Genomic DNA, 24,907 nt, shown 5'->3' with positions numbered 1-24,907 from the left:
ATTGGTGAACGACACCAGTTGACCGCTGCAGCCTCGTCCCACACTTCCGCCGACCGGCTCGACCCGCTCATCCGATCGGATGAAGACCGGGCTGCCCGACCTATCCGAAGAGTGGAGGTATGCCGGGGCCGATCGCCCTAGATTGAGGCGTCATGACCGCCATCGCCTCGCCCCGCATGCCTCGCATGCCTCGCTGGGTGATGTCCCCGCGGGCGCGGACCATCGCGCTGGTCGTGGCAGCGGTCTTCAGCCTCACCCTCGCGATCTCGCAGTTCGCCCTGCGCAACGACCAGCCGGGCAACATCCAAAACAGCCTGTCGGTGCTGTGGTGGCTGCTCGGTCTCGGGCTGGTCGCGCTGATCCCCTGGCGGCACCGCTGGCCGGTGCAGATCGCCACCGCCTTCGGCGTCGGCACCCTGGCGCTGCCGATCGACGGCCTGCTGCCGCTCATCGGGCTGTATGTCGTGTGGTTGCGTCGCCGGGGCCGCGAGACCTGGGCGATCCTCGCCCTCTCGGCAGCGGCGGTCGCGATGTCGGTATGGCGCGACTCCGGTGGCGATCCACCCGCCAAGGACGGCACCGGAGGTTCGTCGTTCTGGCGCACACTGTTCCCGTTCCCGGCCGGGCAGTCCTTCCCGTGGTGGTTGCAGGTCGTCATCGTCGCCATTCTCATCGCCGCCACGGCCGCGCTCGCTCAGCTCGGCCGAAGCCGAATCGCGTTGCAGCACAGCGAAGCTCGCGTCGATGCCGCAACGGCCAAGCTGGACCGCATGGGTGAGCAGATGGCCCGGCAGCAGGAGCGCGAGCGCCTCGCTCAGGAGGTGCACGACGTCCTCGGCCACCGGTTGTCCCTGCTGTCGATCCACGCCGGTGCGCTCGAGGTCGCCGCCAGCCAGACCGACCCGCGCCTCGCCGAGAGTGCCGCCCTGGTGCGCGAGAGCGCCAAGCAGTCGATGGGCGATCTGCGCTCGCTGCTCAGTGTGTTGCGCGAGCCCTCGGACGACCTGCGCCGACCCGTGCTCACCCTGCGCGATCTGCCCGCCCTGATCGACGAGAGCCTCGCAGCGGGCAGCCCGGTGTCGTCCTCCATCTATGTCGACGAATCGGCGCCGCTCGACGAATTGCTGAGCCACTCGGCATACCGGATCACCCAGGAGTTGCTCACCAACGCACGCCGGCACGCCCCCGGCGTCGGCATCCGGTTGCACATCGACGCCCGCCCGAGCTCGGGCATCGAGATCTCGACCACGAACTTCCTGCCCGACCGCCGACGCGCACCGTTCAGCCCGGGCAACGGGCTGACCGGCCTGCACGAGCGGGCCCAGCAGTGTGGCGGTCAGTCCTGGGTGTGGGTCGACGAGCAGGGCGCGTTTCGCTCGCTCGTGCGCATCCCCTGGGCCGGGCCCGGCGAAGGTGTCCACCCAGGAGGTCCACGATGATTAAGGTCCTGCTCGTCGACGACGACCCGCTGTTGTGCGCCGGGCTGCGCCTGATGCTCGGTGCCTATGCCGACCTGGAGGTGGTCGGCGAGGCACATGACGGCGACGAGGCGGCCGCCGCGGTGCGCACGACGAGGCCCGACGTGGTGTTGCTCGACGTGCGGATGCCGCGCCAGGACGGCATCGAGACCACCCGCCAGCTGCGCCGGCTGCCGGGGCCGCCGCGGATCATCATGCTGACCACCTGGGACACCGACGAACTGGTCGTGGAGGCGATCAATGCCGGTGCGGACGGCTTCCTGCTCAAGGCGGATGACCCCGACCGGATCGCCCAGGCGATCCGCGATGTGTATGCCGGTCGTGGCGTGCTCACGCCCGCCAAGGTGCCGGCCGTCTTCGACTCGGTCGCCCGGGCGCAAGCCGAGCGGAGCACCGCCGCCGGGCAGCTCGCAGCGCTGTCGCCGCGCGAGCGCGAGGTGGTCATCGAGCTGGCCCGCGGTGGCAACAACGCCGAGATCGGCGGCCGGCTCTTCCTGTCCGAGGCGACGGTGAAGACACACCTGCAGTCGGCGCAGCGCAAACTCGGCGTCACCGGCCGGGTCGAGCTGGCGGTGCTCGTCGCGAAGGCCGGCCTGGTCTGACCGACCCGTCAGCCGCCGTGCGCCCCGGCCGGGCTGACGTGGACGGTCGCGGTGGCCAGCCGCGGCAACCGATCGCGCAGCTGGTGCTCGACCCGGTGGGCGATGTCGTGACCGGCGATGATCGGCAGGGTGCGATCGACCGTGACATCCGCCTCGGCGACGAGGGTGTGGCCGATCCAGCGCAAGCGCACCGATCGCACCTCGTCGACGCCGTCGGTGTCGGCGATCGCTCCGCGCGCCCGCGTGACGAGTTCGGGGTTGACCGCGTCCATCAGTCGGGCACCGACCTGGGCGACCGCCGAGCGCAGCACCCCGAGGATCGCCAGGGCGATGAGCAGGCCGATGACCGGATCGGCCCAGGGCAGACCGGCCGCGACGCCCGCCGCACCGACGACGACGGCGAGTGAGGTGAAGCCGTCGGTGCGGGCGTGCAGCCCGTCGGCGACGAGCGCCGCCGAGCCGATCTGGTGACCGACCCGGATGCGGTAGCGCGCGACAAACTCGTTGCCCGCGAAGCCGATCAGCCCGGCGAGAGCGACCGCCCACAGGTGGTTGACGGCGCGCGGGTTGAGCAGCCGGTCGATTGCCTCCCAGCCGGCGAGCAGACTCGACAACGCGATCATCGCGACGACGAACAGGCCCGCCAGATCCTCGGCGCGGCCGTAGCCATAGGTGTATTTGTCATTGGCCGGCCGACGCGCCAGCCAGAAGGCGATCAGCAGCGGGATCGCCGTCGCCGCGTCGGCCACGTTGTGCATGGTGTCACCGAGCAGCGCGACCGAGCCGGTGAAGACAACCACCACGCCCTGCAGCAGGGCGGTGACGGCGAGCGCGGCGAGGCTGAGCCACAACGCGCGCCGGCCGCGCGCGTCGGCTTCGAGGGCCTCGTCGACCTGGTCGGCGGTGTCGTGTGAGTGGCCGCCGAAAAGGTCGCCGAGGACATGCCGGAGACGGGCGAGCGGACCGCCGTGGTCGTGCTCGTGGTGATCGTGGTGGTCGTGGTCGTGGCCGGTCACGAGACGACTCCCTTCAGCCGGTGGTGCGCGGGGACATCGTCGAGCAGGTGCTCGACGTGTCCGACGGCGTCGATGACGAGCTGGCGGACATGACCGTTCTCCACCCGGTAGAGCACCGAGGTGCCGACCTTGCGGGTGGTGACCAGCCGTGCCATCCGCATCTTGGCAAGATGCTGGGAGACCGCGGGCGTCGGCTTGCCGAGCGTCGCTGCCAGCTCGGACACCGACTTCTCCTCATCCAGCACCAGACCGGCGAGCTGCAGTCGGGTCGGGTCGGCGAGCACCCGCAGCACCTCGACCGCGAGCGTCACGACATCGTCACCCCACACCGGGGGATGCGTACTTGCATGCATGCGCAAATAGTAGCGTTGCTGGTTGTCGGTGCCGCGTGCCACGGTGACTGCATGACCGACAAGGAGTTCGTCGAGGCCGACCTGAGCGGTGCCCGGTTCACCCGCTGCAACCTGTCCCAGGCCGTGCTGCGCGGAGTCGAGATCTCGGGCGCCGACATCGACGCGCCGTGGTTGCTTGAGGGCGGAAACAGCCTGTGGGTCAACGGGATCGACGTCGTGCCGTATGCCGAGGACGGCTATGACCTGTCGGTGTTCACGAGCGGCACCCCGGCATACGCCGATGTGCTCGAGGCCTTCGCCGGCCGGCAGGCGATGGTGCGCGACTATCTGGCCTCGGTCACCCCGCAGGACCTCACGGTGGAGCGGGTTCACCCCTGGTCGCCGCAACACACCGAGACCACCCTGCACTGCCTGCACACCATCCTCGAGGAGGAATGGGAGCATCACCGCTACGCCGTCCGCGACCTCGACCGCATCGCCGCCGGCGGCAGCGCCCCGGAATGACCGCGTCGGCGGAAGCGTTCACCCGCTCGTGAAGGTAGACATCTGGTCCGACATCGCCTGCCCTTGGTGCTATATCGGCAAGCGCCGTTTCGAAGCCGGTCTGCGCGCGTTCGCCCACGCCAACGACGTGGAGATCGCCTGGCACAGCTATCAACTCGACCCGACACTGCCCGAGCACTACGACGGCACCGAGGTCGACTATCTGTCCGAGCGCAAGGGCATGCCACGCGCCGCGGTCGAGCGGATGACCGCCCACGTCACGCAGCAGGCCGCCGAGGTCGGGCTCGACTATGACTTCGACAACCTCGTCGTCGCCAACAGCCTGCGCGCCCACCGGCTGCTGCACCTCGCCGCCCGCCACGGGGTCGCGGACGCGGTCAAGGAGGACCTGCTGTCCGCACACTTCGAGCGCGGCGTCGACATCGGTGACCCGGACGCGCTGGTCGCGATCGGCGCCGCCCACGGGCTGGACGCCGACGAGGCCCATGCCGCCCTCGACGACCCGGAACTGGCCGCCGAGGTCGAGGCCGACTTCGCCAAGGCCCGCGCCTACGGCATCCAGGGTGTGCCCTTCTTCGTCATCGACGAGAAGTTCGGGGTCTCCGGCGCCCAGCCGGCCGAGGCGTTCACCTCCGCGCTCGAGCATGCCTGGGCCGACGCCCATCCGCTCGTGATGCCGGTCGCCGAGGGTGCAGTCTGCGGCCCGGACGGCTGCGACCCGGCCTGAACACCCAACAGTGCTGCCCCGGCCGAGATCGGCCGGGGCAGCACTGTCACTGCGGTGTTACGGGTTGACCGTCACCAGGGTGCGGCCGATCTCGCCCGAGCCGTCGCTGTACGACAGCAGGCCGAGATAACGCTGCCCTGCGGTGAGTCCCGACCAGGCGGCCGTGACGGTGGCCTTCTGACCCATCGTCACCGGCTGGCTGGCCGGCGTGGCGGTCAGGTTGCCCGCCGCCGTGCTGCCCACCGCAAAACCGTGCACCTTCACGGCCAGGCTCGGCGGCCCGGCATACAGGTCGACGACCACGGTGTAGGTGCCGGCGGGCGGATTGTTCAGCGTCACCTGCTCCTCGGAGGTGCCGCCGCCGCTGGTGCCGACCACGCGACCGTTGTAGAGGACCGTGAGGTCGACGTCCGTGCCGGCCGGCACGTCCGCGTCATAGGTGGCGAACCGGGCCACCTTGGTCCCGGCCGGCACGGTGTAGGTCACCGAACCGTCCTGGTCGGTGGTCGAGTTCGCGACCTTCACCTGCGAGGCGACCAGGCCCGCAGGCGTGGTCGTCAGCGTGCCGGTGAAGCCCGGGGTCACGGTGACCGCCTGCGAACCGGAGGTGCCGGTGCCGACGATCTCCTTCGGCGCCGCCAGGGCGACCGCCCGCACCGCGATCGGGCTGCGGACCTCCTGGCCGCGGTTGCCGACCCAGGTCAGCGCACCGAACGACCATGAGCCGTATGCCGCCGTCGTGCGGGTCAGCGTCACCGTGAAGGTGCGCGACTGGCCCGGCGGGACGGTGATCTTGCTCGGCGACACCGTGGCGGTGAAACCGGCCGGAGCCTGGACGCGAGCCTGGTACTGCGTGGCGCGCTTCTCGACATTGGTCACCGTGCGGGTCACCGTCTGCTGGCCGGCGAGGTCACCCACCGCGATGCTCGGGTAGTTGAGATCGCTCGGGTCGGTCGAGCCGATCCGGTCGCAGGTGCCCTCGGCCGCGACCAGCTGCAGCTGGCCGATGCCGCAGGCGTACTTCAACCAGTCGGTGTAACCGGCGTCGTAGACCAGGCCGGGCTCGAAGGCCGGGGCCGGGCGGACGTGGCCCGCACCGTAGTCGAGCGGGGTAGCGTCCTTGCCGCCGCGCTGGATCGGCTTGCCCTGGTTGTCCAGCGTCGTCGCCGTCGTCATCATCGCCGACTTGACCGCCGCGGGCGACCAGTCCGGGTGCTTCTGCTTGATCAGCAGCGCGATGCCGGCGATATGCGGCGCCGACATCGAGGTGCCGGAGTAGGCCGAGAAGTTGTTGCCCTCGTTGCCCGGAGGCGCGACGGCCGCGATGATGCTGACGCCCGGAGCGGTGATATCCGGCTTGAGCAGGTCACCACCACCGGCGAGCGCCGGACCGTAGGACGAGAACGCCGCCATCTGCGGCGCCCGCGCGGGACTGGTGTCCACCGCGGAGATCGTCGCCGTCGGGTTGGTCGTCGCGGCATACGCCTTGATCGCGGTGTAGGCGACATTGTCGACGTGGATCGACGGCACGTAGTGGTAGTCCGCGTCGAGCGACTGCCCGGCCGACGGGTTGCCGAGGATCATGCCCGCGCCGCCGGCGTTCTTGACCGCGAGGCTCTTGTCGAGCCGGGCGTTCGTGCCGCGCGTGCACAGGACGATCTTGTCCTTGACCTTCGCCGGGTCGAGCGCCGGCTGGGTGCCATTGGCGGAGTTCTGGTCGGCGTCGCTGAAGCACCGCTCGGCGGCCTGCGCGGAAACGCCCGGCAGCGCCGCGGTCGCCGCGTCGATCAGCGGCTTCGGGCCGACGCCCGGGCCGACGCCGACACCGGTGTACTTCTGGCCGTTGCCGAGGGTGACCGTCTTGGCCATGCCGCGCGCCTGAGTGCTGGCCGCGACCGTCATGGTCCACGGCGAGTTGTGCGCGACGCTGGAGGTGCCGATCGTGTCACCGGAGTTGCCCGCCGAGGTCGCGACGAAGACACCAGCGTCGGCCGCGCTCAGGAAGGCCAGCTCGTCAGGGGTCACGACATACGTCGAGGAACCCGAGATCGAGTAGTTGATGACGTCGACCCCGTCACCGACCGCGTCGTCGATCGCAGCGACCAGGTCGCTCGTCGAGCCGCTCGCGCTGCCGTCGGGGGTCGCCCACAGGGCCTTGTATGCCGCGATCCGCGCGGCCGGCGCCATACCGCTGGCCTTGCCGACCTCGGCACCGTTGATGACCGCGGTGACATTGTTGTTGCCAGCGGCGGTCGAGGCGGTGTGCGTGCCGTGCCCGTTGTAGTCCCGCGGGCTGCGGAACTCGAAGGGGTAGACATTGGCATTCGCGTCGTAGTACCGCGCACCGATCAGCTTGTCGTTGCAGCGGACCGGCGTGCCCGAGGTGCCGGCGTCACACCGGCCCTTCCACTTGGCGTTGACCGTCGCCTGGGCGGCGGCGCTCAGCGGGTTGGAGGCGAAGGACTGGCTCTCCGGCCAGATGCCCGAGTCGATGTCACCGATGATCATGCCGGCGCCCGCGTTGGGGATGCCGCCGAACTGCTTCTGCCAGACGCCGTTCGAGCCGGACAGCCCGAGGAAGTCGGGGCTGGTGATCGTGTCGGCCTTGCGGGTCTCGTCCTTCCAGACGTTCATGACCGAGCCGTCGGACTTCAGCTTGGCGACCTGCGCGGCCGACAAGGTGGCCGCGAAGCCGTTGAAGGTGAGGGTGTAGCTGCGCACGACGGCACTGCTGGACGACCCGGCGCGGGTGAGCGCCTGCGTCTGCTGCGACTTCAGCCGAGCGGACAACTGCTTGGCCGCCGCGCTGTCGCGGTTGACCTTCTTGCCCTTGGCGGGCTTGGTCGCCGGGATCCCCGCGACGCCACCGGTGTAGCTCGCCACGGGTGCGCCGGTGAGCTGCACGATGTAGCGGCCGTTCTGCTGCTTGGCTGGTGCGGAGGACGCGGGCGTAGCAGCGACGACGCCGCCGCCGGCGAGCGCGACGACGGCTGCCGTCACGAGCGTGCTCCTCCACCTCCGCCCTCTGATCGGGATGTCGGGCACGTGTTTCCTCCGTGTCGTGGCCGGGCAGGGTTCGCCGACCGTGCGAGAACTATAGAAGTGACGTGCGTCACTTTAAAGTTACTCCAAGGTAGACATGCTAAGGGGTGGAAACTTTCAGCCGAGCCGCGCTGCGAGGAAAGCGATCTGCTCCGGCAATCGGGCGGTGAAGAAGTCGTTGTCGTGCCCGCCGGGCGAGATGCCGCCGGCCGGTGTGGGCCGGAGCTTGGCGCGCAACGCGGTCGTCGCCTTGACGAAGGGGTCGACGTCGCCGCAATCGATCCGCAGCGGCACGCGTTGCAGCTGCGGCACCATCGTGAACAGGTTGTGAGCCTGGAAGTCCTGCGGCGAATCGAAGGCCACGACGGGTGCCTCGCTCGCGCGCAGCCAGATCGCCGGCGCCGACACCGCGACGCCACGGGCCAGCCCCCGGTTGGTCGCGGCCAGCAGGAGGGCGCCATACCCGCCCATCGAAATCCCTTGCAGGCCAAGGCGACTGGTGTCGAAACCGGAGGATTTCAGCCGCGGCAGCAACTCCTTCACGATCATCGCCGCGGCGTCAGTGCCGTCCTTGCGGCGGTGGTAGTACGAGCCCTGCCCCCCGTCGACGGTGACGAAACCGACCGGGCGCCCCCGCTGCTTGCCGGAGACGAAGGCGTCGATGAGCTTCGGCACGCCGAGCTCCATGATCTGGCGCGCATCGCCGCCGAAGCCGTGCAGCCCGAGGATCAACGGCAGGCCCTTGGGCGAGGTGTGGCCGGGCGGCAGGCAGACCTGATATTTCACCGCGACCTTGCGATAGGTCGAGGAGAACTGGCCCTCGTAGACCGAGCTGTGCGCTGGCGGCGCGGTGGACTTGGTCGTCGGGTAGTCGGGCGTGCCGGAGGTCCCCGGAGTGGTGGGCCGCGCCCCGATGCCGCACCCGGTCAGCGCTGCGAGCGACCCGGCGATCAGGGCGCGCCGGCTGATGCCCTCAACCCGCCGCGGACGGGTCGGCATCCAGCCAGCCTCCGCGCTCGGTGGCCATCGCCTCGAACCGGTCGGACAGTGCGCGCGCCGGCGCGCTCGAGGGATCCTCGATGGTGTCGACCCGCACGTGCACGGCCCAGTCGTGGTCTTCGGAGTCGTCCTCACCGGCCAGCGCGTCCCGCACGACCCGCACCTGAGCGAGGTCGTCCTCGCGCAGTTCGTCGGCCACCGCTTCGGCGTCGTCTCGCTGGGGGAAGACCATGAGGTACTCGATCACGCTCTTAGCGTGCCAAACCCACCCGGGGGTATGCCGGGAGCCCCGCCCAAGTCACACGAACCGGTGGCCCCGTGTTCACCCGGCGGACGATTTGCGCCCTTACTGTCAGCGCCGATGGCCGGACGATTCGTGGCGGTCGGGGACTCCTTCACCGAAGGCGTGGGCGACCCGAACCTGCTCTACCCCAACGGAGTTCGCGGTTGGGCCTGCCGAATGGCGCGGCAGATGGGGCGCGCCGACGAGCGCTGGGAGTACGCCAACCTCGCCATCCGCAGCAAGCTGCTGGACGAGGTCGTCGCCGAGCAACTCGAGCCGGCGCTGGCACTGCGGCCCACCCTGGTGAGCTTCTATGCCGGCGGCAACGACATCCTGTCGCTGCGCGTCGACATGCGAGGGCTGATGCAGCGCTATGAGGATGCGCTGCGCCGGCTCACCGCGGGCGCCGACCAGGTGGTGGTGTTCACCGCCTTCGACCTGACGACCTCGGTGCTGCTGGAGCCGATCCGGCGGCGACTGATGTTCTACAACCGCACCGTGCAGGACCTCGCCGCTTCCTATGGTGCGCTCGTCGTCGACCACAGCTCGATCCCCGATTTCGCCGACCCCCGGATGTGGAGCACCGACCGCATCCACATGTCCCGCGCAGGGCACAAGACGCTCGCGGGCGTGGTGCTGCGCAACCTCGGCATACCGCACACGCTGAAGATCCCCGAGCTGCCTCCCTTCGAGCCGCGGCACTGGCGCACCGCGGTCCGGGAGGAGTCGCTGTGGGTCCGCGACGAGGTCTTCCCGCTCCTGCGACGCCGTATGACGGGGGCGCGCGAGGGTGACGCCCTCGCTCCGAAGTGGCCCGACCCGATCCGGCCGGCGGACGGCATGAAGCGCCTCGCCCGCGAGCGCGCCGGTGATGCCCAGCAGGTGCACGCCGAAGCACTCAGCAACCGCTAACCCCCACCGGCGACCCCGATCAGCGTTTGGATGGACCCATGAGCAACAACGATGACAAGAAGCTGGTTGCACACCGCACGATCGAGGCGCCCGCCGACGCCATCTTCGATGTGCTCACCAATCCCAAGCGGCACAAGGAATTCGACGGCTCGGGCTTCATCCGCTCCGAGGACCAGGGCGACCGGGTCAAGGAGGTGGGCGAGGTGTTCACGATGAACATGGACGGCCCGCACATGGGTGGCGAATACAAGACCGACAACCACGTCACCGGCTACGCCAAGGACCGCTTGGTGGCCTGGAAGACCGCGCCGGCCGGCACCGAGCCGCCCGGGTGGGAGTGGGTCTGGGAGCTCGAGCCGAAGGGTCAGCGTGAGACCGAGGTGACGCTGACCTACGACTGGAGCAAGGTCACCGACAAGGAGTTGCTGAAGAAGGTGAAGTTCCCGCTCGTCGACCAGGACGGGCTGGACGACAGCCTGCAGCGCCTCTCGGCGCTGTTCTGAGGGGCAGCCCCCGGCATACGGGAAAATCAGCGCTTGGGGCGCCAGGCGACCAGCGCGGTGCCGCGGCCGGCCCGGGCGACGCGTTCGCCCGGGCGCAGCGCGACGATCTGGCCGTCTGGCCCGGCGGCGAAGATGCGGCTGCCCTGCCGGGACCGGTCGAGCTGGTCGGTGAGCTCGCGCACCTTCGCCTGCAGCCCCTCGACCTGGCTCTCCAGCTCGAGGATGCGCGCAACGCCGGCGAGGCTGACGCCCTCCTGCTGGGACAGGCGCTGCACCTCGCGCAGCAGGGCGACATCCCGCTGGCTGTAGCGGCGGCCGCCACCGGTGGTGCGTGACGGCTTGACGAGCCCGAGCCGGTCGTACTGCCGCAGCGTCTGGGCGTGCATGCCTGCCAGCTCAGCGGCGACCGAGATGACGTAGACGGGTGCCTCGTCATCATGCGGAGTCATCGCGCAGCCTCTGTGTAGAGCTCACCTCGCGGATCCGAATCGTCCTGGGCCGCAATGGTTTCCACGGCCTGCTTGGCTTCATCGGACAGCTTCTTCGGCACGACGATCTCGACCTTGGCGAGCAGGTCGCCCGTGCCCGACTTGGCCTTGATGCCGCGGCCCTTGATGCGCAGCACCCGCCCGGAGGGGGTGCCGGGTGCGATCTTCACCTTGACCCGGCCGCCGTCGAGCGTCGGCACGGCCACGGTCGCCCCGAGGGCGGCCTCGGCGAAGGTCACCGGCAGGTCGACGGTGAGGTTCTTGCCCTCCCGGCCGAAGACCGGGTGCGGTTGGACGTGCACCTCGAGCAGCATGTCCCCCGCGCCGCCGGGACCGGGATGGCCCTTGCCGCGCAGGCGGATCGTCTGCCCGTCCTTCACGCCGGCCGGGATGCGCGTCTTGATCGTGGAACCGTCGGCCGACTGCAGCGAGACGGTCTCACCATCCGCCGCCGCCCGGAAGGACAGCGACGTGCGCGCGTGCAGGTCCTGGCCCTTCGGGGGCGCAGAGCGGAAGCCGCCCTGGCCGCCATACCCGGAGAACCCGCCGCCGGCACCGAACTGGCCGAGCAGATCGTCGAGGTTGATCGACTGGCCGTTGCCGTAGCCGCCGGTGGAGTAGCCGCCGGTCGAATACTCGCGGGGTCCGCCGGCCGCGCCACCGAACATCGAGAACAGGTCCTCGAAGCCGCCGGCCGTGCCGGCGCCACCGGGACCGCCCGCGGTGAAGCGGGCGCCACCCCCGACCATGGCGCGCAGCTGGTCGTATTCGGCCCGCTTGTCCTTGTCGGACAGCACCGAGTTGGCCTCGCCGATGTCCTTGAACTTCTGCTCGGCGGCCGCGTCGCCCGGGTTCTTGTCCGGGTGATACTGCCGCGCGAGCTTGCGGTAGGCCTTCTTGATGTCCGCGTCCGAGGCGTCCGAGGGGACGCCGAGGATCGCGTAAAAGTCCTTCTCCAACCAGTCTTGACTGGCCATTCAGCGTCTCCTTCCCAGCCGTAATGCGTTGTGGTTACTTGGGATCGGCCACCGCCACGCGGGCGGGACGGACGACCTTGTCGCCGACCTTGTAGCCGGGCTGCATCACCTGGACGACGGTCGGCCCCTCGGCGTCCTCGGGCACCTCGCCCTCGACGTGCATGAGGGCTTCGTGGTGCTGCGGGTCGAAGGCGTCGCCCGCGTCGCCGAACCGCTCCAGCCCGTAGCGGGCGAGGATCGCGTCGAGCTTGTCGGCGATCTTGGCGAAGGGCGTGCCTTCCCCCAGGTCGCCGTGCTCGCGGGCGAGGTGGATCTCGTCGAGCACCGGCAGCAGCGACTCGACGAACCCGCCGAGCGTGCGCGCGTGCGCCTGCTCACGGTCGCGGTCGACCCGCCGCTTGTAGTTGACATATTCGGCCTGCAGCCGTTGCAGGTCGTCCAGCCGCTGCTGGGCGAGCGCCGTGTCGGGATGCGGCTCGTTGCTCTGCCCGGCCGGCTGCTGGGGGTCGTCGTTGACCGCCTCGGTCGTCTGCTCGGGCTGGTTGTTGTCGTTGCTCATCGGGGCATTCCCTTCAGGGACACCGGCATTGCGCACTTCGCCAGTCTCCGGGTCGAGACGCCGCTTGTCACGTATGACGGGCCCGGTGGGCTCCTCCTCGCGGGAGGAGCCCACCGGCTCTTGGGCGTCGGTCACTTGGCGTCGTCCTCGTCGTCCACGACCTCGGCGTCAACGACATCGTCGTCGCCACCGGCGGACGAGCCGGCACCCGCGGCGCTGTCACCAGCACCGGTGCCACCGGCCGCTCCGGCGTCAGCACCGGCCGCGTCTGCGTCGGCGCCTTCGGCCTGGTTGGCGGCATACATCGCGGCGCCCATCTTCTGGGAGTCCTCCGAGAGCTTCTTGCTCTTGGCCTCGATGTCGGCGGCGGGGGTGTTCGCGTCCTTGAGGGCCTCGCGCAGTTCGTTCAGCGAGGTCTCGACCTCCGACTTGGTGTCGGCGGGCACCTTGTCGCCGTTGTCGGCGAGGAACTTCTCGGTGGAGTAGACCAGCTGCTCCGCGGTGTTGCGAGCCTCGGTCTCCTCACGCCGCTTCTTGTCCTCGGCCGCGTGCTCCTCGGCCTCCTTCACCATCCGCTCGATGTCCTCCTTGGGGAGGGCCGAGCCGCCGGTGATCTGGATGGAGGCTTCCTTGCCGGTGCCGCGGTCCTTGGCCGACACGTGCACGATGCCGTTGGCGTCGATGTCGAAGGTGACCTCGATCTGCGGCACGCCACGCGGGGCGGGGGCGATGCCGGACAGCTCGAAGTTGCCGAGCGGCTTGTTCATCTTGGCCATCTCACGCTCACCCTGGAAGACCTGGATGTCGACGCTCGGCTGGTTGTCCTCAGCGGTCGAGAAGACCTCGGTCCGCTTGGTCGGGATCGCCGAGTTGCGCTCGATCAGCTTGGTGAACAGCCCACCCTTGGTCTCGATGCCGAGGGACAGCGGCGTCACGTCGATCAGCAGGACGTCCTTGCGGTCGCCCTTCAGCACGCCGGCCTGCAGGGCGGCGCCGACGGCGACGACCTCGTCCGGGTTGACACCCTTGTTGGGCTCCTTGCCGGTGAGTTCCTTGACGACCTCGGCCACGGCCGGCATACGGGTGGATCCACCCACGAGCACGACGTGGTCGATGTCGCCGACCTTGATGCCGGCGTCCTTGATGACCTGGTTGAACGGCGCCTTGGTGCGCTCGAGCAGGTCCTTGGTCATCTGCTCGAACTGGGCGCGGGTGATGGTCTCGTCCAGGTGGATCGGGCCGTTCTCACCCATCGACAGGTACTGCAGGCTGATGTTGGTGCTGGTCCCGGAGGACAGCTCCTTCTTGGCCTGCTCGGCCGCGTCGCGCAGCCGCTGCATGGCGATCTTGTCCTTGGACAGGTCGACACCGGTCTGGTTCTTCACCGTGGTGAGCAGGTGCTCGACGATGCGCTGGTCCCAGTCGTCACCACCGAGCTTGTTGTCACCGCTGGTCGCGCGGACCTGGATGGTGGAGAAGCCGTCCTCGGGGTCCTTGCCGACCTCGAGGAGGGACACATCGAAGGTGCCGCCACCGAGGTCGAAGACCAGGATGAGCTCGTCCTCCTTGCCCTTGTCCAGGCCGTAGGCGAGCGCCGCGGCGGTCGGCTCGTTGATGATGCGCAGCACGTTGAGGCCCGCGATCTCACCGGCCTCCTTGGTGGCCTGGCGCTCGGCGTCGTCGAAGTAGGCCGGCACGGTGATGACCGCGTCGGTGACCTCGTCGCCCAGGAAGGCCTCGGCGTCGCGCTTGAGCTTCTGCAGGATGCGGGCGCTGATCTCCTGCGGCGTGTACTTCTTGCCGTCGATCTCGGTGGACCAGTCGGTGCCCATGTGGCGCTTGACCGATCGGATGGTGCGGTCGACGTTGGTCACGGCCTGGCGCTTGGCGATCTCGCCGACCAGCACGTCACCGTTCTTGGCGAACGCCACGACGGACGGCGTGGTGCGGCCGCCCTCGGCGTTGGCGATGATTTCGGGGTCATTGCCCTCGAGGAAGGCAACGGCAGAGTTGGTGGTGCCGAGGTCGATACCTACCGCACGTCCCATGTGGTGATCTCCTTCATGTCGTATGGCGGCGCGACTCACCTGGCGAGCCGCGCGGGTTGACTGCCTCTGACTCAACTCCCGGGTCACCGCATCTGTCAAGACGGGGCTCCGCAAAGTTGCGTTCACTAGACTCAACTCACGGCATACGGTGATCATTCCCCGTTCGAGCGAAAATTTCGGTGCCCTGTTTCCGGGAACGGCGGGCCCGCCATCAGCGTCCGCACCCAGGAGAGTGCACTCGATCGGGAGCCGGAGTCAGGGGTGAGTCGCGTGAGCGAGACGACGGGCCGCGCAAGCGGCCGGGAGAAGCTGCAGGCGTTGAAGGCCGCTCAGGCGCGCCAGCAGCGACAGCGCAAGATGCTCGGGCTGATCGCCGCGCTGGTCGCGGTCGTGATCGCCACGGTCGGGATCATGTGGGGCGTCAGCAGCCACCAGAAGAGCGAAAGCGATCGCAAGGCGCAGGAGGCAGCCAAGGCCACCGGTTTCATCACCTCGGTCACCTCCGTCCCCACAGCGTCCTTCGACCAGGTCGGGGTAGGCGCCGCCAACGCCTTCCCGAAACCGATGTCCGGCTCCCAGCCGATGACCCAGGACGGCAAGCCGCGGGTGCTCTATATCGGCGCCGAGTTCTGCCCGTACTGTGCGATGGAGCGCTGGGCGCTCGTCGCTGCGCTCTCCCGCTTCGGCACGTTCACCGGCCTCAAGCCGGCCGTGTCCAGCCCCGACGAAGGCCCGCTGTCCAACATCCAGACGATGTCCTTCCTCGACGCGAAATACACCAGCAAATACCTCGTCTTCACCTCCTACGAAACGCAGGACCGACTTGGGAAGCCGCTGCAACAGCCGGCTGCGGCGGACGCCGCGCTGATGCAGCGGTTCGGCAACGGAGGCATCCCCTGGGTCGACTGGGGCGGTGTCGCCACCAGCGGCGTCGGGTACGACGGCAACATGCTCGTCGGCAAAACCAACACCCAGATCGCCAAGGCTCTATCGGATCCCAAATCCGACATCGCCCAGGGTGTCCTCGGCGAGGCCAACGTGGTGAGCGCCCAGTTGTGCGTCCTCACCAAGGGCGCACCGGCAAATGTGTGCAGTTCCCCCGGCGTCAAGGCCGCTGCGGCCAAACTGCCCCAGTGACAGCGAACTCGGGCATCGTGCGGCGCCGCCCACGCTGGCTCGCCCCGGCTAGCCTGGCCCTCGCGGTGCTGGGGCTGCTCGTGTCGGCATACCTGACGTTCGAGCACTTCACCGGGTCGACGACGCTCGCGTGCTCCGACTCCGGCGCGGTCAACTGCGCCAAGGTCACGACCAGCGACTGGTCCCGTTTCCTCGGTATGCCGGTGGCGGTGCTCGGGCTGGCCTTCTTCGTCGCGATGGTCGTGCTCTGCCTCCCGGTCGTCTGGCGCCGCGCCCCGCGCTGGGTGGACTACCTGCGGCTGGCCGCGGCCGGCGTCGGCATGGTCATGGTGCTCTACCTGGTGTGGGCGGAGTTCTTCAAGATCAACGCGATCTGCTTGTGGTGCACCGGAGTTCACGTGATCACGTTCGTCCTGCTCATCGTCCTCCTCTGCGGCGAAGTCCTGGGCAGCGTCGAACCCGTGCGGTGACGTGCCGGGATGGGACGCGTGTTGAACGCCTGCGTGCCAGGCGCGGACGATCACCGATGCGGTCACTCATTCGACGGCGCCTGACAGTCCTCAAGGCTGATTCGCAACGAATTGAACGCCGTTAGGTCCGACGGGACAAGGAAGAGGTCGCCGTCCACCTGACTGTCGGGAGTGAAGGTGACGGTGGCGCCGGTCGTGCCATCGCCGGGTGTCTCGACGAGCTCGGCCGCAGGTATGCCGTGGTGATAGGTCTGCCGCCAGCAGCCGTCCACTCGCCGGTTCTCGTGCACCAAGGTGGTGCTCAGAGCGGCCACGACCGACATCCCCCACCGCGGCAGTCCGTCGGCAAGCACCTGCCGGCTGGCATGGTCGAAGAAGCGGACGTCTTTGGTCGCCATGACCGGCTTGCGGACGATCTCTCCTCCCGAGGTTCGTCGGGTGTCGGTCCCCCGGCCATCGTCACGCACCGACACCGATCCGTCGGATCCGGTGGCGACCACGACGGTCCCAGGCCGCCCAGCGGCGGCGGCTTCGTCGTCGGCGTAGGCCAGCACCTCCAACACGAGGTGCCGCAACCCACCCTGCGCGTAGACGGCCGCCCGCTCCCGGATCTGTGCCAGGTGCGAGGCATCGACCGAACGGGTCCAGTCGTGGGTTGTGACCGTCCATGAGTACACCTCGTCCGGCATCACGACTGCCCCGTCGCCGCGATTGTGCGGTGTTCCGTCCATGCGTCCACCCTGCACCTCCACACCGACGGTGGATAGCGTGCGGGCATGACCGAGGCGGAGTGGCCGAGCCCACCGGCCCGCTCCGTGCGCCCGGTCTTCGATCCGTATGCCGACCCGGGCGAACCTCCGCGGGACAGCCCGCGGCGCTATCTGTGGTGGCTAGTCCGGTCTCAGCCGGGGCGCATCCTGCGCGGCGCGCTCTTCGGCAGCCTGTGGATGGTCGGGCTCGTCCTGCCACCGCCACTGCTGGCCGAAGCGGTGGACCGTGGTCTGGCGCGGAACGACTTCGGCGCGCTGGCGTGGTGGGCGGCGGCGCTCTTCGCGGTCGGCCTGTTCACCGCGTGGGTCTCGATCATGCGGCACCGCACGATGACCCAGGTGCGCTGGGACGCGCAGTTCCGCACCGTCCAGGTGGTCACCCGCCAGGCAGTCCGACTCGGAGCAGCGTTGCAGCACAAGGCTTCTGCCCACGAAGCCGTCACGATCGGCGTCGGCGATGTGCGCACCATCGGCCAGACCCTGACGATGACCGGCCCGGGCGTCGGCGGACTGCTCGCGTATGCCGTCGTCGCCGTCCTGCTGCTGCAGATCTCGGCCGTCCTGGCCCTCGTCGTGCTGCTCGGCGTCCCGCTACTGCTGCTCATCGTCGGGCCGCTGCTGGTGCGACTGCAACGCGCCCAAGGCAGCTACCGCGAGGTGCAGGCCGACCTCACCGCGCGGCTCGGCGATGTCGTCGGCGGCCTCGGCGTGCTGGCCGCACTCGGCGGCAAAGAGCCTGTCGCGCAACGATTCCGGCGCCGTTCGGCGGATCTCGTGGCGGAGGGCTACCGCGTCGGACGGGTGAGTTCGTGGGTCGAGGCGCTCGCGCTCGGCCTTCCTGGCCTTTTCGCTGCCATCGTCGTCTGGCTGACTGCCCGGATGGCCGCCGACGGCTCACTCACGATCGGCCAGCTGGTCGCGGTCTACGGCTACACGGCGGTGCTCGCCGTCCCGGTGGCGTCCTTCCTCGAAGCGGCCTACGACCTCACCGGCGGTCTCGTCGCGGCCCGCCGGGTGACCGACTTCCTCGCGCTCGACCCAGAGGGTGAGGCGGGCGGCATACGGCAGGGTCCGGACGGGCAGGCGACCCTGCACGATCCTGTGTCCGGGGTGCGGTTGACCGCTGGCGGGTTGACCGCGTTGGTCTCAGCCCGGCCGGCCGACGCCGCCGCAGTCGCCGAGCGGTTGGCCGGCTTCGCCCCCGGCGGCAGGTGGGGCGAAACACCGCTTGAGCAGCTCGACAAGGCGATCGTGCGGCGGCGAATCCTGTTGGCCGACAACGACGCTCACATCTTCGGTGGGACGTTGCGCGAGGTGCTCTCCGGAGCCCACAAGCCGGCCGACGACCGTCTCGGTGAGGCGCTGCACATCGCTGCGGCCGAGGATGTCGCCACCGCCCTGCGCGGCCTCGATGCTCCCATCGACGCCCATGGCCGCATCCTGTCCGGCGGTCAACGGCAGCGGGTCCGGCTGGCCCGGGCACTCGCCGCCGACCCGGAGGTGTTGATCGCGGTCGAGCCCACCTCCGCCCTGGATTCACACACCGAGGCTCGGGTGGTCGAGCGGCTGCGGACCGCGCGGGCCGGTCGCAGCACCCTGCTCGTCGGCACCTCGGCCCTCCTGCTCGACCGGGCCGACGCGGTGATCTTCCTCGTCGACGGTCAGGTCGTCGCCCAGGGCAGCCACCGCGAACTGCTCGACGGCAACCCCGCCTATCGCGCGCTCGTCTCCCGCGAGACCGCAGGTGATCTCGAATGACCACTCCCCTGCCCGTGGCCGACCGACGGCAGGTCCGCGCCGCAGCCCGACGCCTGGTGGGCCAGGACCGGCGGGCCTTCGTCGCGCTGATCCTGCTCAACGCCGCCGCGGCGGCCGCCGGCCTGGCGGCACCGTGGTTCATCGGCCGGATCATCGACGCGGTGCGTGCGCACGACGGTGCCGGCACCGTTGACCGCCTCGCAGTCGCCGTGCTTGCCTTCTCGATCGCGCAGATCTTGTTGTCCCGCTGGGCGAATCACGTCGGCTACCGCTTCGGCGAACGCACCCTGGCGCGCGTGCGCGAGCAGTTGGTCGATCGCGCGCTCGCGCTGCCCGCCAGCCGGGTCGAACGCGCCGGCATCGGCGACCTCACGGCCCGCGGGACCACCGACGTCGCGGCGGTCGGGGTCAGCCTGCGCGACACCGGTCCCGAGGTGCTGATCAGTGCCGTGCAATCCGTGCTCATCCTCATCGCCGTGCTCGTGCTCTCGCCCGTCCTCGGGCTCGTCGGCCTGGTCGGACTCGTCGGCATCTGGTGGGCCGGTCGTTGGTATCTCGCCCGCGCCCGTGAGGCGTATCTTGCTGAGGGAGAGGCGAATTCGCAGCTCGCCGAGGAGTTGTCGGCGACCGCTTCCGGTGCGCGCACGGTGGACGCCCTGCGCCTCGAGCAACGCCGACTGACGGCCGCCGCGTCATCGATCGACCGCGCGGTCGCCACCAGGACGCGCACCCTGCGGCTGCGCACCGTGCTCTTCCCGATCATCGACGTCTCGTATGTCGTGCCGGTCGTCGCCGTGCTGCTGGTCGGTAGTCTGCTGCTGCGTGGTGGCCACGTCACGCTCGGCGTGGTCGTGGCGGCGACGCTCTACCTGCGGCAACTGTCCCAACCGCTGGATGTCGTGCTGATGCGGCTGGAGGAGCTGCAGTCGGCGCTCGCATCCTTCGCCCGCGTGGAGGGGCTGGCCGCAGCGGAAGGCGACCAGCGGGCGGCATACGGCGAACCGGCGGACGCCGAGCTTGCGGTCGACGGTGTCAGCTACGCCTACCGCCCGGACTTCCCCGATGTGCTGCACGAGGTGTCACTGCGGATCCGCCCGGGCGAGCGGCTCGCCGTCGTCGGCCCGTCCGGAGCGGGCAAGACCACCCTCGGTCGGCTGCTCGCGGGGGTCGAGCGCCCGCGCACGGGCTCGGTCACAGTCGGTGGTGTGCCGGTCGCCGACCTGCCGCCCGAACGCCTCCGCCGGGAGGTCGTGATGGTCACGCAGGACTCGTTCGTCTTCTCAGATTCGTTGCGGGACAACGTGATTCTCGCCTCTCCGACCGCATCGGACGAGGAGGTATGGCGTGCGCTGGCCGCGGTGGATGCCGACGCCTGGGCGCGTGACCTGCCCGGCGAGTTGGACGCGCAACTCGGCGCGGGCGGCATACGGCTGGATCCCGCTCAGGCCCAACAACTGGCGTTGGCGAGGGTCGTGCTCGCCGACCCGCACACGGTCGTGCTCGACGAGGCGACCGCGATGCTCGACCCGACGAGCGCGCGCGACACCGAACGCTCCCTCGCCGCGGTGCTGCGCGGGCGCACCGTGATCGCCATCGCGCACCGGCTGCACACCGCGCACGACGCCGACCGGGTTGCGGTGATGGAGGACGGTCGGCTCACCGAAGTGGGATCGCACGACGAGCTCGTCGCCCGCGCTGGGAGTTACGCCGCGCTGTGGCACTCCTGGCACGGAGACACCCCGCCTCGGTAGATCAACGCAAGATCGTCCTGGGACCACCGCGGTGGGCCCGCGGCCCGCGGGCACACGAAAGTCGGCTCTGGCCCGGCGTGGCCTGGCCGCGCAACGCTTGAACGACGTCACCCACGGCCGTAGGGCACCCTTTGCTCGCCCTGGTGTGAGTGCGGTGAAAGGAACGCCCCGGCTCCCCGCACAGAGGGGGCGCCGAGGCGTTCTTGGCATGCAGCCTGCGAAGTCGAATCGGATCTCCTCGCTCGACTTGTTCTCCAACGAGGGACAGCCGACGCCGAGCCGGTCACCGGGATGCCCGACGTCCCGCCACGGAACGTTGATGATGACCCCCGACTGCGGCGAGACGCTGACGTCGATGACGTCCTCGGCTGGGCGGTCGGAGGCATCCATAGTGCCGCAGGCTGAAGTCAACCCCGTCAATACGAGGCCGAGCGCGAGCAGCAATCTCGTGTGGGTGGGCCGAGCGGAGATCCGCACCAGTTGTGCATTGTGGTGCCAGTCGTGCACGAGCGTGCCAGCTGTACGGCAGCGGCCCGACGCGGGGCCGAGCCCGAGCTGCTGGTTCACGCGGCGAAGCTGGCGAGTGCCCGGCGGATGGCCTCGGACCGCGTCAGGTGCTCCCGTTCTGCCAGCGCATCCAGGGCAGCGATCTCATCTGCGGTCAGGCGCACGGCGACAACCTGCATCGGCTCGCTGCCTCGACCTGGCCGACCGCGACCACGACGCTTCAGTGCCTCCACGTCGTAACCGGCGTCGGCTTCATCCGCCCATTGCGTGATCTGCTTCTCGCTGATCGCACCCTCACTCATACCAATATCGTAAACGAAAATGAACAACCGGGGCTCCCTGCCGAGCTCACGAGCCGAAGGGTCGCGGCTTGCCGTCCAGTCGCACGCGCGGCAGGCAGCACCGGCCGTGAGACCGCTTTCCTAAGCGGGCACCTTGTCAAGGAAGCCGAGCACCTGCTCGATACGGCCGTCGGCGTCGAGAGTGAGGACGTCGAAGCCGATGACCACCGGCTCGGCGCCATCGGGGCCGAGCCCCCACTGGAAGCGGACCTGATTGTGATGGGCGTCCGGCTGCCCAACGGGGGTGAACACGAAACCCGGGAACTGCTGGTGCACCCCGTCGACGAGTGCGTTGATCTGCTCGTGTCCGACGACCTCGGCCATCGGGTCGGTGTAGCGGGCGGCGCTCGACCAGTGCTGGCGCAACAGTTCGCCGCGCTGAGCCGCGTCCGTCGTGTTCCAGGTGTCGAGGTAGCTCGTGGTGATGTCGTCCATCGGATCCTCCGAAGTGGTGGTTGTCGCTGACCCCACCGACTCTGGGCCCGCACGACTCGCCACGCGATTACCTCGCAGGTCATGGGAGCGGCTACTTCGGCTGGTTATCGTCGCCACCATGACCACCGCGGCGACCGGCGACGTGGGCCGGCTGCTGCGATCCTGGCGGCAGCGCCGCCGACTCAGCCAACTCGAGCTGGCGTCCCGCGCCGAGGTCAGCAGCCGGCATCTGAGTTTCGTCGAAACCGGCCGCGCGCAGCCGAGCTCGGAGATGATCGTGCGACTCGCCGACCAGCTCGAAGTCCCTCTGCGAGAACGCAATTCGCTGCTGCTCGCAGGCGGCTACGCACCGCAGTATGCCGCGGCCGAGCCGGCCGATCTGGCCCCCGTGCTCGCGTCCTTCCGCCAGTTGCTCGACGCGCACGCTCCCTACCCGGCGCTGCTGCTCGACCGCTATTGGGACCTGATCGACTCCAATGCCCCCGTCTCGGGGCTGCTCGAGGGCGTCGCGCCGCACCTGCTCGAGCCGCCGGTGAACGTCATCCGACTGTCCCTCCACCCGGACGGGCTCGCGCCGCGGATCGGCAACCTCGCGCAGTGGCGCGCGCACCTGCTGCACCAGTTGGACGCCCGGGCAGAGCGCACCGGCGACCCACGGTTGGCGCAGCTGCACGATGAGGTGGCGGCATACCCCGTCCCGACGACGGGGGGCGAGCGCTCGGCGCCGGTCAGCCCGGTGATTCCGTTGGTGTTGTTGCCGCTGGGCGCCGGGCCGGCGCTGCGGTTCTTCAGTGTGGCGAGCGTGGTCGAGGCACCGAGCGACGTCACGATCGACGAGCTCCACCTGGAGACCTTCCTGCCCGCCGACCAGGAGACCGCCGAGATCTTGCGCGCCTAAGGGGCAGCCGAGACTCACGTGCGGCGCGGATCGCCCAACTGGGCACTTTGTGCGGCAGCCGAGACTCACGTGCGGCGCGGATCGCCCAACTGGGCACTTTGTGCGGCAGCCGAGACTCAGGTGCAGCGCGGATCGCCCAACTGGGCACTTTGTGCGGCAGCCGAGACTCAGGTGCAGCGCGGATCGCCCATTTGGGCGTTGTGCTTACTCCACCAGCGAGCGCGACGGACGCTCTTGAAAAAGTTTCGGCGGTGCTGTCGTATCGGGTCGTCCGCGTTCGTAGAGGTGGTGAGGCGACCGACCGGACGCCTCGGCCAGAAGAGAAACAAGGAGACGGGCGTGAGCGAATATCTGATCGCGTTCAACGACGAGTGGGTGCCCGAGCACACACTCGAGCAGCTGCAGGCCAAGGCCGTCGCCGGCTGGGCGGTGATCGATGAGATGAAGGCCGCCGGGGTGTTCGTGTTCACCAACGGGGGCATCGACGCCGACACGGTGGTGTGCAGTGTCGTCGGGAAGGACGGCCAGCCGGTCTTCTCCGACGGGCCCTACGCCGAGACCAAGGAACACCTCGGCGGGTTCTGCGTCGTGGACGTGCCGGATGACGAAACCGCCCGCTACTGGGCCGGCCGTCTCGCCGTCGCCCTCGACTGGCCCCAGGAAGTGCACCGGTTCCCACGATCGGTGTCCGAAGGAAGGAACTAAGAAGATGCCTCGCTACCTGATGTCGGTCTTCGGACCGGCCGAACGCACCGACTACGGCAACTACGGCACCAAGGAGGACATGCTGCAGGCCTTCGCCGACACCGGCGCGTTCAACGACAAGCTGCAGCGTGACGGCCACTTCGTCTTCGCCGACGGACTGGAGCCGGCGAGCACCGCCACCACCGTCGACGGCCAGGGCGACCAGCCGGTCTTCACCGACGGCCCCTACCTCGAAGCCAAGGAATACCTCGGCGGCTTCTGGGTGATCGAGGCCGCCGACCTCGACGAGGCGCTCGCGCTCGCGGCGGAGGGCTCCAAGGCCTGCCGCGGCAAGGTCGAGGTGCGACCGTTCAACACCGAGGAATCCCTCAAGGCGATGCTCGAGTCGTGACCGACTCGGTCGAGCTGGCGATCACCCGCGCGCACCACGAGGAGTGGGCGCGGGTGGTCGCGGGTCTCGCCCGCCGTTTCGGCGACCTCGACATCGCCGAGGACGCCGCCGCCGAAGCCTTCGCCGCCGCCGTGGAGCGGTGGCCGAGCGACGGCATACCTGCTAATCCCGGCGGCTGGCTTACCACCACGGCCACCCGCAAGGCGATCGACCGGTTGCGCCGCGAGTCCCAGCGCGACGCGAAATATCAGGCGGCCCAGATGCTGTATGACGAAGCTCCACCCGAGCCACGTGGTCCGCTCGAGGATGACCGCCTCCGGCTCGTCTTCACCTGCTGCCACCCAGCCCTTGCCATGGAGGCGCGAATTGCGTTGACGCTCAGGCTGATTGGCGGGCTCACGGTGGACGAGATCGCTCGCGCGTTCTTGGTGCAGGAGACCACCATGGCCCAGCGCATCACCCGCGCGAAGGTCAAGATCAAGGCCGCGCATATCCCCTATCGGGTGCCTTCGGAGGCCGATATCCGCGACCGCCTGGCCGGCGTGCTCGCGGTGATCTATCTCGTCTTCAACGAGGGCTATCTCGCCGGCGGCGACGACCCGCTGCGCGTTGACCTCACCGAGGAAGCAATCCGCCTCGGCCGGCTGCTGCACAACCTGCTGCCCGACGACGGCGAGGTCACCGGCCTGCTCGCGCTGATGATCCTCGCCGATGCCCGGCGCGCCGCCCGGGTCTCACGCGCGGGCGAGCTCGTCACCCTCGCCGAGCAGGACCGCGGCGCGTGGGATCGCGCGCTCATCGCCGAAGGTCACGCCCTCGTGCGCGAGCGCATCGCTGCCGTCGCCGCAGGCGGTCCGCCGCCCGGTCGCTATCAGTTGCAGGCGGCGATCAACGCGGTGCACACCGCGGCGCCCTCGCTCGCCGACACCGACTGGTCGCAGATCGTCTCCCTCTATGACCGTATGGCGGCCGTCGACCCCTCGCCGATCGTGCGCCTCAACCGGGCGGTAGCGGTCGCCGAACTCGACGGTGCCGCAGTCGGATTGGCCGAGGTCGACCGGTTGGGCGACGCGCTGGACGGGTACCACGCCTTCCACGCGACCCGGGCCGACCTGCTGCGGCGCCTTCAGCGCAGTGGCGAGTCGCGGGCGGCATACGACCGGGCGATCGAGCTCACCGGCAACTCGGCGGAGCGGGCCTATCTCACCCGGCGCCGCGACCAACTCGGTGACTAAGGAAGTGGGCGTAGGGTC

The 24,907-nt window shown here is 69.4% G+C and carries 26 protein-coding genes; 14 read left to right on the top strand and 12 right to left on the bottom strand.

What is annotated here, in order from left to right; all coding sequences use genetic code 11:
- Positions 1–176: 176 nt before the first annotated feature.
- Positions 177–1,439, top strand: coding sequence for a sensor histidine kinase (locus tag G9U51_RS15175; RefSeq protein WP_166198038.1), 1,263 nt, complete (start codon positions 177–179; stop codon positions 1,437–1,439).
- Positions 1,436–2,080, top strand: a complete 645-nt coding sequence (locus G9U51_RS15170; RefSeq protein WP_166198037.1) for a response regulator — start codon at positions 1,436–1,438, stop codon at positions 2,078–2,080. The genes G9U51_RS15175 and G9U51_RS15170 overlap by 4 nt, the downstream gene beginning before the upstream one ends.
- A gap of 8 nt (positions 2,081–2,088) precedes the next feature.
- On the opposite strand, the gene G9U51_RS15165 is transcribed toward G9U51_RS15170, so the two are convergent.
- Together G9U51_RS15165 and G9U51_RS15160 are read right to left on the bottom strand one after the other, a co-directional pair.
- The gene (locus tag G9U51_RS15165; protein WP_166198036.1) at positions 2,089–3,096 is read right to left on the bottom strand and encodes a cation diffusion facilitator family transporter; all 1,008 of its coding nucleotides are present in this window, start codon (positions 3,094–3,096) and stop codon (positions 2,089–2,091) included.
- Complete coding sequence (locus tag G9U51_RS15160) at positions 3,093–3,449, bottom strand: ArsR/SmtB family transcription factor (RefSeq protein WP_166198035.1); 357 nt, start codon at positions 3,447–3,449, stop codon at positions 3,093–3,095. Before G9U51_RS15160 ends, G9U51_RS15165 begins: the two co-directional genes overlap by 4 nt.
- A gap of 51 nt (positions 3,450–3,500) precedes the next feature.
- Between G9U51_RS15160 and G9U51_RS15155 the strand changes: the two genes are divergently transcribed.
- Together G9U51_RS15155 and G9U51_RS15150 are read left to right on the top strand one after the other, a co-directional pair.
- Positions 3,501–3,953 carry a pentapeptide repeat-containing protein gene (locus G9U51_RS15155; protein WP_166198034.1) on the top strand — a complete coding sequence of 151 codons (453 nt, stop codon included), beginning with the start codon at positions 3,501–3,503 and terminating at the stop codon, positions 3,951–3,953.
- On the top strand, positions 3,892–4,680 hold the full coding sequence (locus G9U51_RS15150) for a DsbA family oxidoreductase (protein ID WP_166198125.1): 789 nt from the start codon (positions 3,892–3,894) through the stop codon (positions 4,678–4,680). Before G9U51_RS15155 ends, G9U51_RS15150 begins: the two co-directional genes overlap by 62 nt.
- A gap of 57 nt (positions 4,681–4,737) precedes the next feature.
- Here G9U51_RS15150 and G9U51_RS17920 read toward each other — a convergent pair whose 3' ends face one another.
- From G9U51_RS17920 to G9U51_RS15135, 3 genes are all read right to left on the bottom strand, one after another.
- On the bottom strand, positions 4,738–7,680 hold the full coding sequence (locus G9U51_RS17920) for a S8 family peptidase (RefSeq protein WP_207948369.1): 2,943 nt from the start codon (positions 7,678–7,680) through the stop codon (positions 4,738–4,740).
- A 159-nt stretch (positions 7,681–7,839) separates the two neighbouring features.
- A complete protein-coding gene (locus G9U51_RS15140; protein ID WP_166198032.1) occupies positions 7,840–8,721 on the bottom strand; it encodes an alpha/beta hydrolase in 882 nt (293 codons plus the stop codon).
- Positions 8,696–8,968, bottom strand: a complete 273-nt coding sequence (locus G9U51_RS15135; RefSeq protein ID WP_166198030.1) for a ribonuclease E inhibitor RraB — start codon at positions 8,966–8,968, stop codon at positions 8,696–8,698. Before G9U51_RS15135 ends, G9U51_RS15140 begins: the two co-directional genes overlap by 26 nt.
- A gap of 114 nt (positions 8,969–9,082) precedes the next feature.
- Between G9U51_RS15135 and G9U51_RS15130 the strand changes: the two genes are divergently transcribed.
- Both G9U51_RS15130 and G9U51_RS15125 read left to right on the top strand, forming a co-directional pair.
- Positions 9,083–9,916 (top strand): SGNH/GDSL hydrolase family protein, encoded by an 834-nt coding sequence (locus G9U51_RS15130; protein ID WP_166198028.1) that lies wholly within the window; start codon positions 9,083–9,085, stop codon positions 9,914–9,916.
- Positions 9,917–9,954: 38 nt separating this feature from the next.
- Positions 9,955–10,419, top strand: a complete 465-nt coding sequence (locus G9U51_RS15125; protein ID WP_166198026.1) for an SRPBCC family protein — start codon at positions 9,955–9,957, stop codon at positions 10,417–10,419.
- Between the two features lie 26 nt (positions 10,420–10,445).
- On the opposite strand, the gene G9U51_RS15120 is transcribed toward G9U51_RS15125, so the two are convergent.
- The 4 genes from G9U51_RS15120 to dnaK are packed head-to-tail and all read right to left on the bottom strand — an operon-like array spanning position 10,446 to position 14,491.
- Positions 10,446–10,868 (bottom strand): heat shock protein transcriptional repressor HspR, encoded by a 423-nt coding sequence (locus tag G9U51_RS15120; protein WP_166198024.1) that lies wholly within the window; start codon positions 10,866–10,868, stop codon positions 10,446–10,448.
- Positions 10,865–11,884, bottom strand: coding sequence for a DnaJ C-terminal domain-containing protein (locus tag G9U51_RS15115; RefSeq protein WP_166198022.1), 1,020 nt, complete (start codon positions 11,882–11,884; stop codon positions 10,865–10,867). Before G9U51_RS15115 ends, G9U51_RS15120 begins: the two co-directional genes overlap by 4 nt.
- Before the next feature lie 34 nt (positions 11,885–11,918).
- Positions 11,919–12,578: a nucleotide exchange factor GrpE gene (locus tag G9U51_RS17915; RefSeq protein WP_328823505.1), complete on the bottom strand. Its 660-nt coding sequence runs from the start codon at positions 12,576–12,578 to the stop codon at positions 11,919–11,921.
- Complete coding sequence (gene dnaK / locus G9U51_RS15105) at positions 12,575–14,491, bottom strand: molecular chaperone DnaK (protein ID WP_166198020.1); 1,917 nt, start codon at positions 14,489–14,491, stop codon at positions 12,575–12,577. The genes G9U51_RS17915 and dnaK overlap by 4 nt, the downstream gene beginning before the upstream one ends.
- A gap of 270 nt (positions 14,492–14,761) precedes the next feature.
- Between dnaK and G9U51_RS15100 the strand changes: the two genes are divergently transcribed.
- Both G9U51_RS15100 and G9U51_RS15095 read left to right on the top strand, forming a co-directional pair.
- Positions 14,762–15,628, top strand: coding sequence for a DUF929 family protein (locus G9U51_RS15100; RefSeq protein WP_166198018.1), 867 nt, complete (start codon positions 14,762–14,764; stop codon positions 15,626–15,628).
- Entirely contained in the window at positions 15,625–16,098 is a 474-nt protein-coding gene (locus G9U51_RS15095; protein WP_166198016.1) for a vitamin K epoxide reductase family protein, read from the top strand. Before G9U51_RS15100 ends, G9U51_RS15095 begins: the two co-directional genes overlap by 4 nt.
- A 62-nt stretch (positions 16,099–16,160) precedes the next feature.
- Here the strand turns inward: G9U51_RS15095 and G9U51_RS15090 are convergent, their stop codons facing one another.
- Positions 16,161–16,829: an ATP-binding protein gene (locus G9U51_RS15090; protein WP_207948368.1), complete on the bottom strand. Its 669-nt coding sequence runs from the start codon at positions 16,827–16,829 to the stop codon at positions 16,161–16,163.
- A 45-nt stretch (positions 16,830–16,874) separates the two neighbouring features.
- Here G9U51_RS15090 and G9U51_RS15085 point away from each other — a divergent pair, with 45 nt between their 5' ends.
- Together G9U51_RS15085 and G9U51_RS15080 are read left to right on the top strand one after the other, a co-directional pair.
- Positions 16,875–18,626: an ABC transporter transmembrane domain-containing protein gene (locus G9U51_RS15085; protein ID WP_166198014.1), complete on the top strand. Its 1,752-nt coding sequence runs from the start codon at positions 16,875–16,877 to the stop codon at positions 18,624–18,626.
- Positions 18,623–20,377 (top strand): ABC transporter ATP-binding protein, encoded by a 1,755-nt coding sequence (locus G9U51_RS15080; protein WP_166198012.1) that lies wholly within the window; start codon positions 18,623–18,625, stop codon positions 20,375–20,377. Before G9U51_RS15085 ends, G9U51_RS15080 begins: the two co-directional genes overlap by 4 nt.
- Positions 20,378–20,940: 563 nt before the next feature.
- Here G9U51_RS15080 and G9U51_RS15075 read toward each other — a convergent pair.
- Positions 20,941–21,186, bottom strand: coding sequence for a ribbon-helix-helix domain-containing protein (locus tag G9U51_RS15075; protein ID WP_166198010.1), 246 nt, complete (start codon positions 21,184–21,186; stop codon positions 20,941–20,943).
- A 120-nt stretch (positions 21,187–21,306) separates the two neighbouring features.
- Positions 21,307–21,660, bottom strand: a complete 354-nt coding sequence (locus G9U51_RS15070; protein WP_166198008.1) for a nuclear transport factor 2 family protein — start codon at positions 21,658–21,660, stop codon at positions 21,307–21,309.
- A 118-nt stretch (positions 21,661–21,778) separates the two neighbouring features.
- On the opposite strand from G9U51_RS15070, the gene G9U51_RS15065 reads away from it, so the two are divergent.
- The 4 genes from G9U51_RS15065 to G9U51_RS15050 all read left to right on the top strand — a co-directional run bounded on the left by G9U51_RS15065 (position 21,779) and on the right by G9U51_RS15050 (position 24,889).
- Positions 21,779–22,558: a helix-turn-helix domain-containing protein gene (locus G9U51_RS15065; protein ID WP_166198007.1), complete on the top strand. Its 780-nt coding sequence runs from the start codon at positions 21,779–21,781 to the stop codon at positions 22,556–22,558.
- Between the two features lie 339 nt (positions 22,559–22,897).
- A complete protein-coding gene (locus G9U51_RS15060; RefSeq protein WP_166198005.1) occupies positions 22,898–23,263 on the top strand; it encodes a YciI family protein in 366 nt (121 codons plus the stop codon).
- 4 nt (positions 23,264–23,267) lie between these two features.
- A complete protein-coding gene (locus tag G9U51_RS15055; protein ID WP_166198003.1) occupies positions 23,268–23,654 on the top strand; it encodes a YciI family protein in 387 nt (128 codons plus the stop codon).
- The gene (locus G9U51_RS15050; RefSeq protein ID WP_166198001.1) at positions 23,651–24,889 is read left to right on the top strand and encodes an RNA polymerase sigma factor; all 1,239 of its coding nucleotides are present in this window, start codon (positions 23,651–23,653) and stop codon (positions 24,887–24,889) included. Before G9U51_RS15055 ends, G9U51_RS15050 begins: the two co-directional genes overlap by 4 nt.
- Positions 24,890–24,907 lie beyond the last annotated feature (18 nt).

This window comes from Metallococcus carri (assembly GCF_011440275.1).
Taxonomy (GTDB): domain Bacteria; phylum Actinomycetota; class Actinomycetes; order Actinomycetales; family Dermatophilaceae; genus Metallococcus; species Metallococcus carri.
Note: the sequence above shows the minus strand (reverse complement) of the source record. Positions and strands in the feature narration are given on the sequence as shown.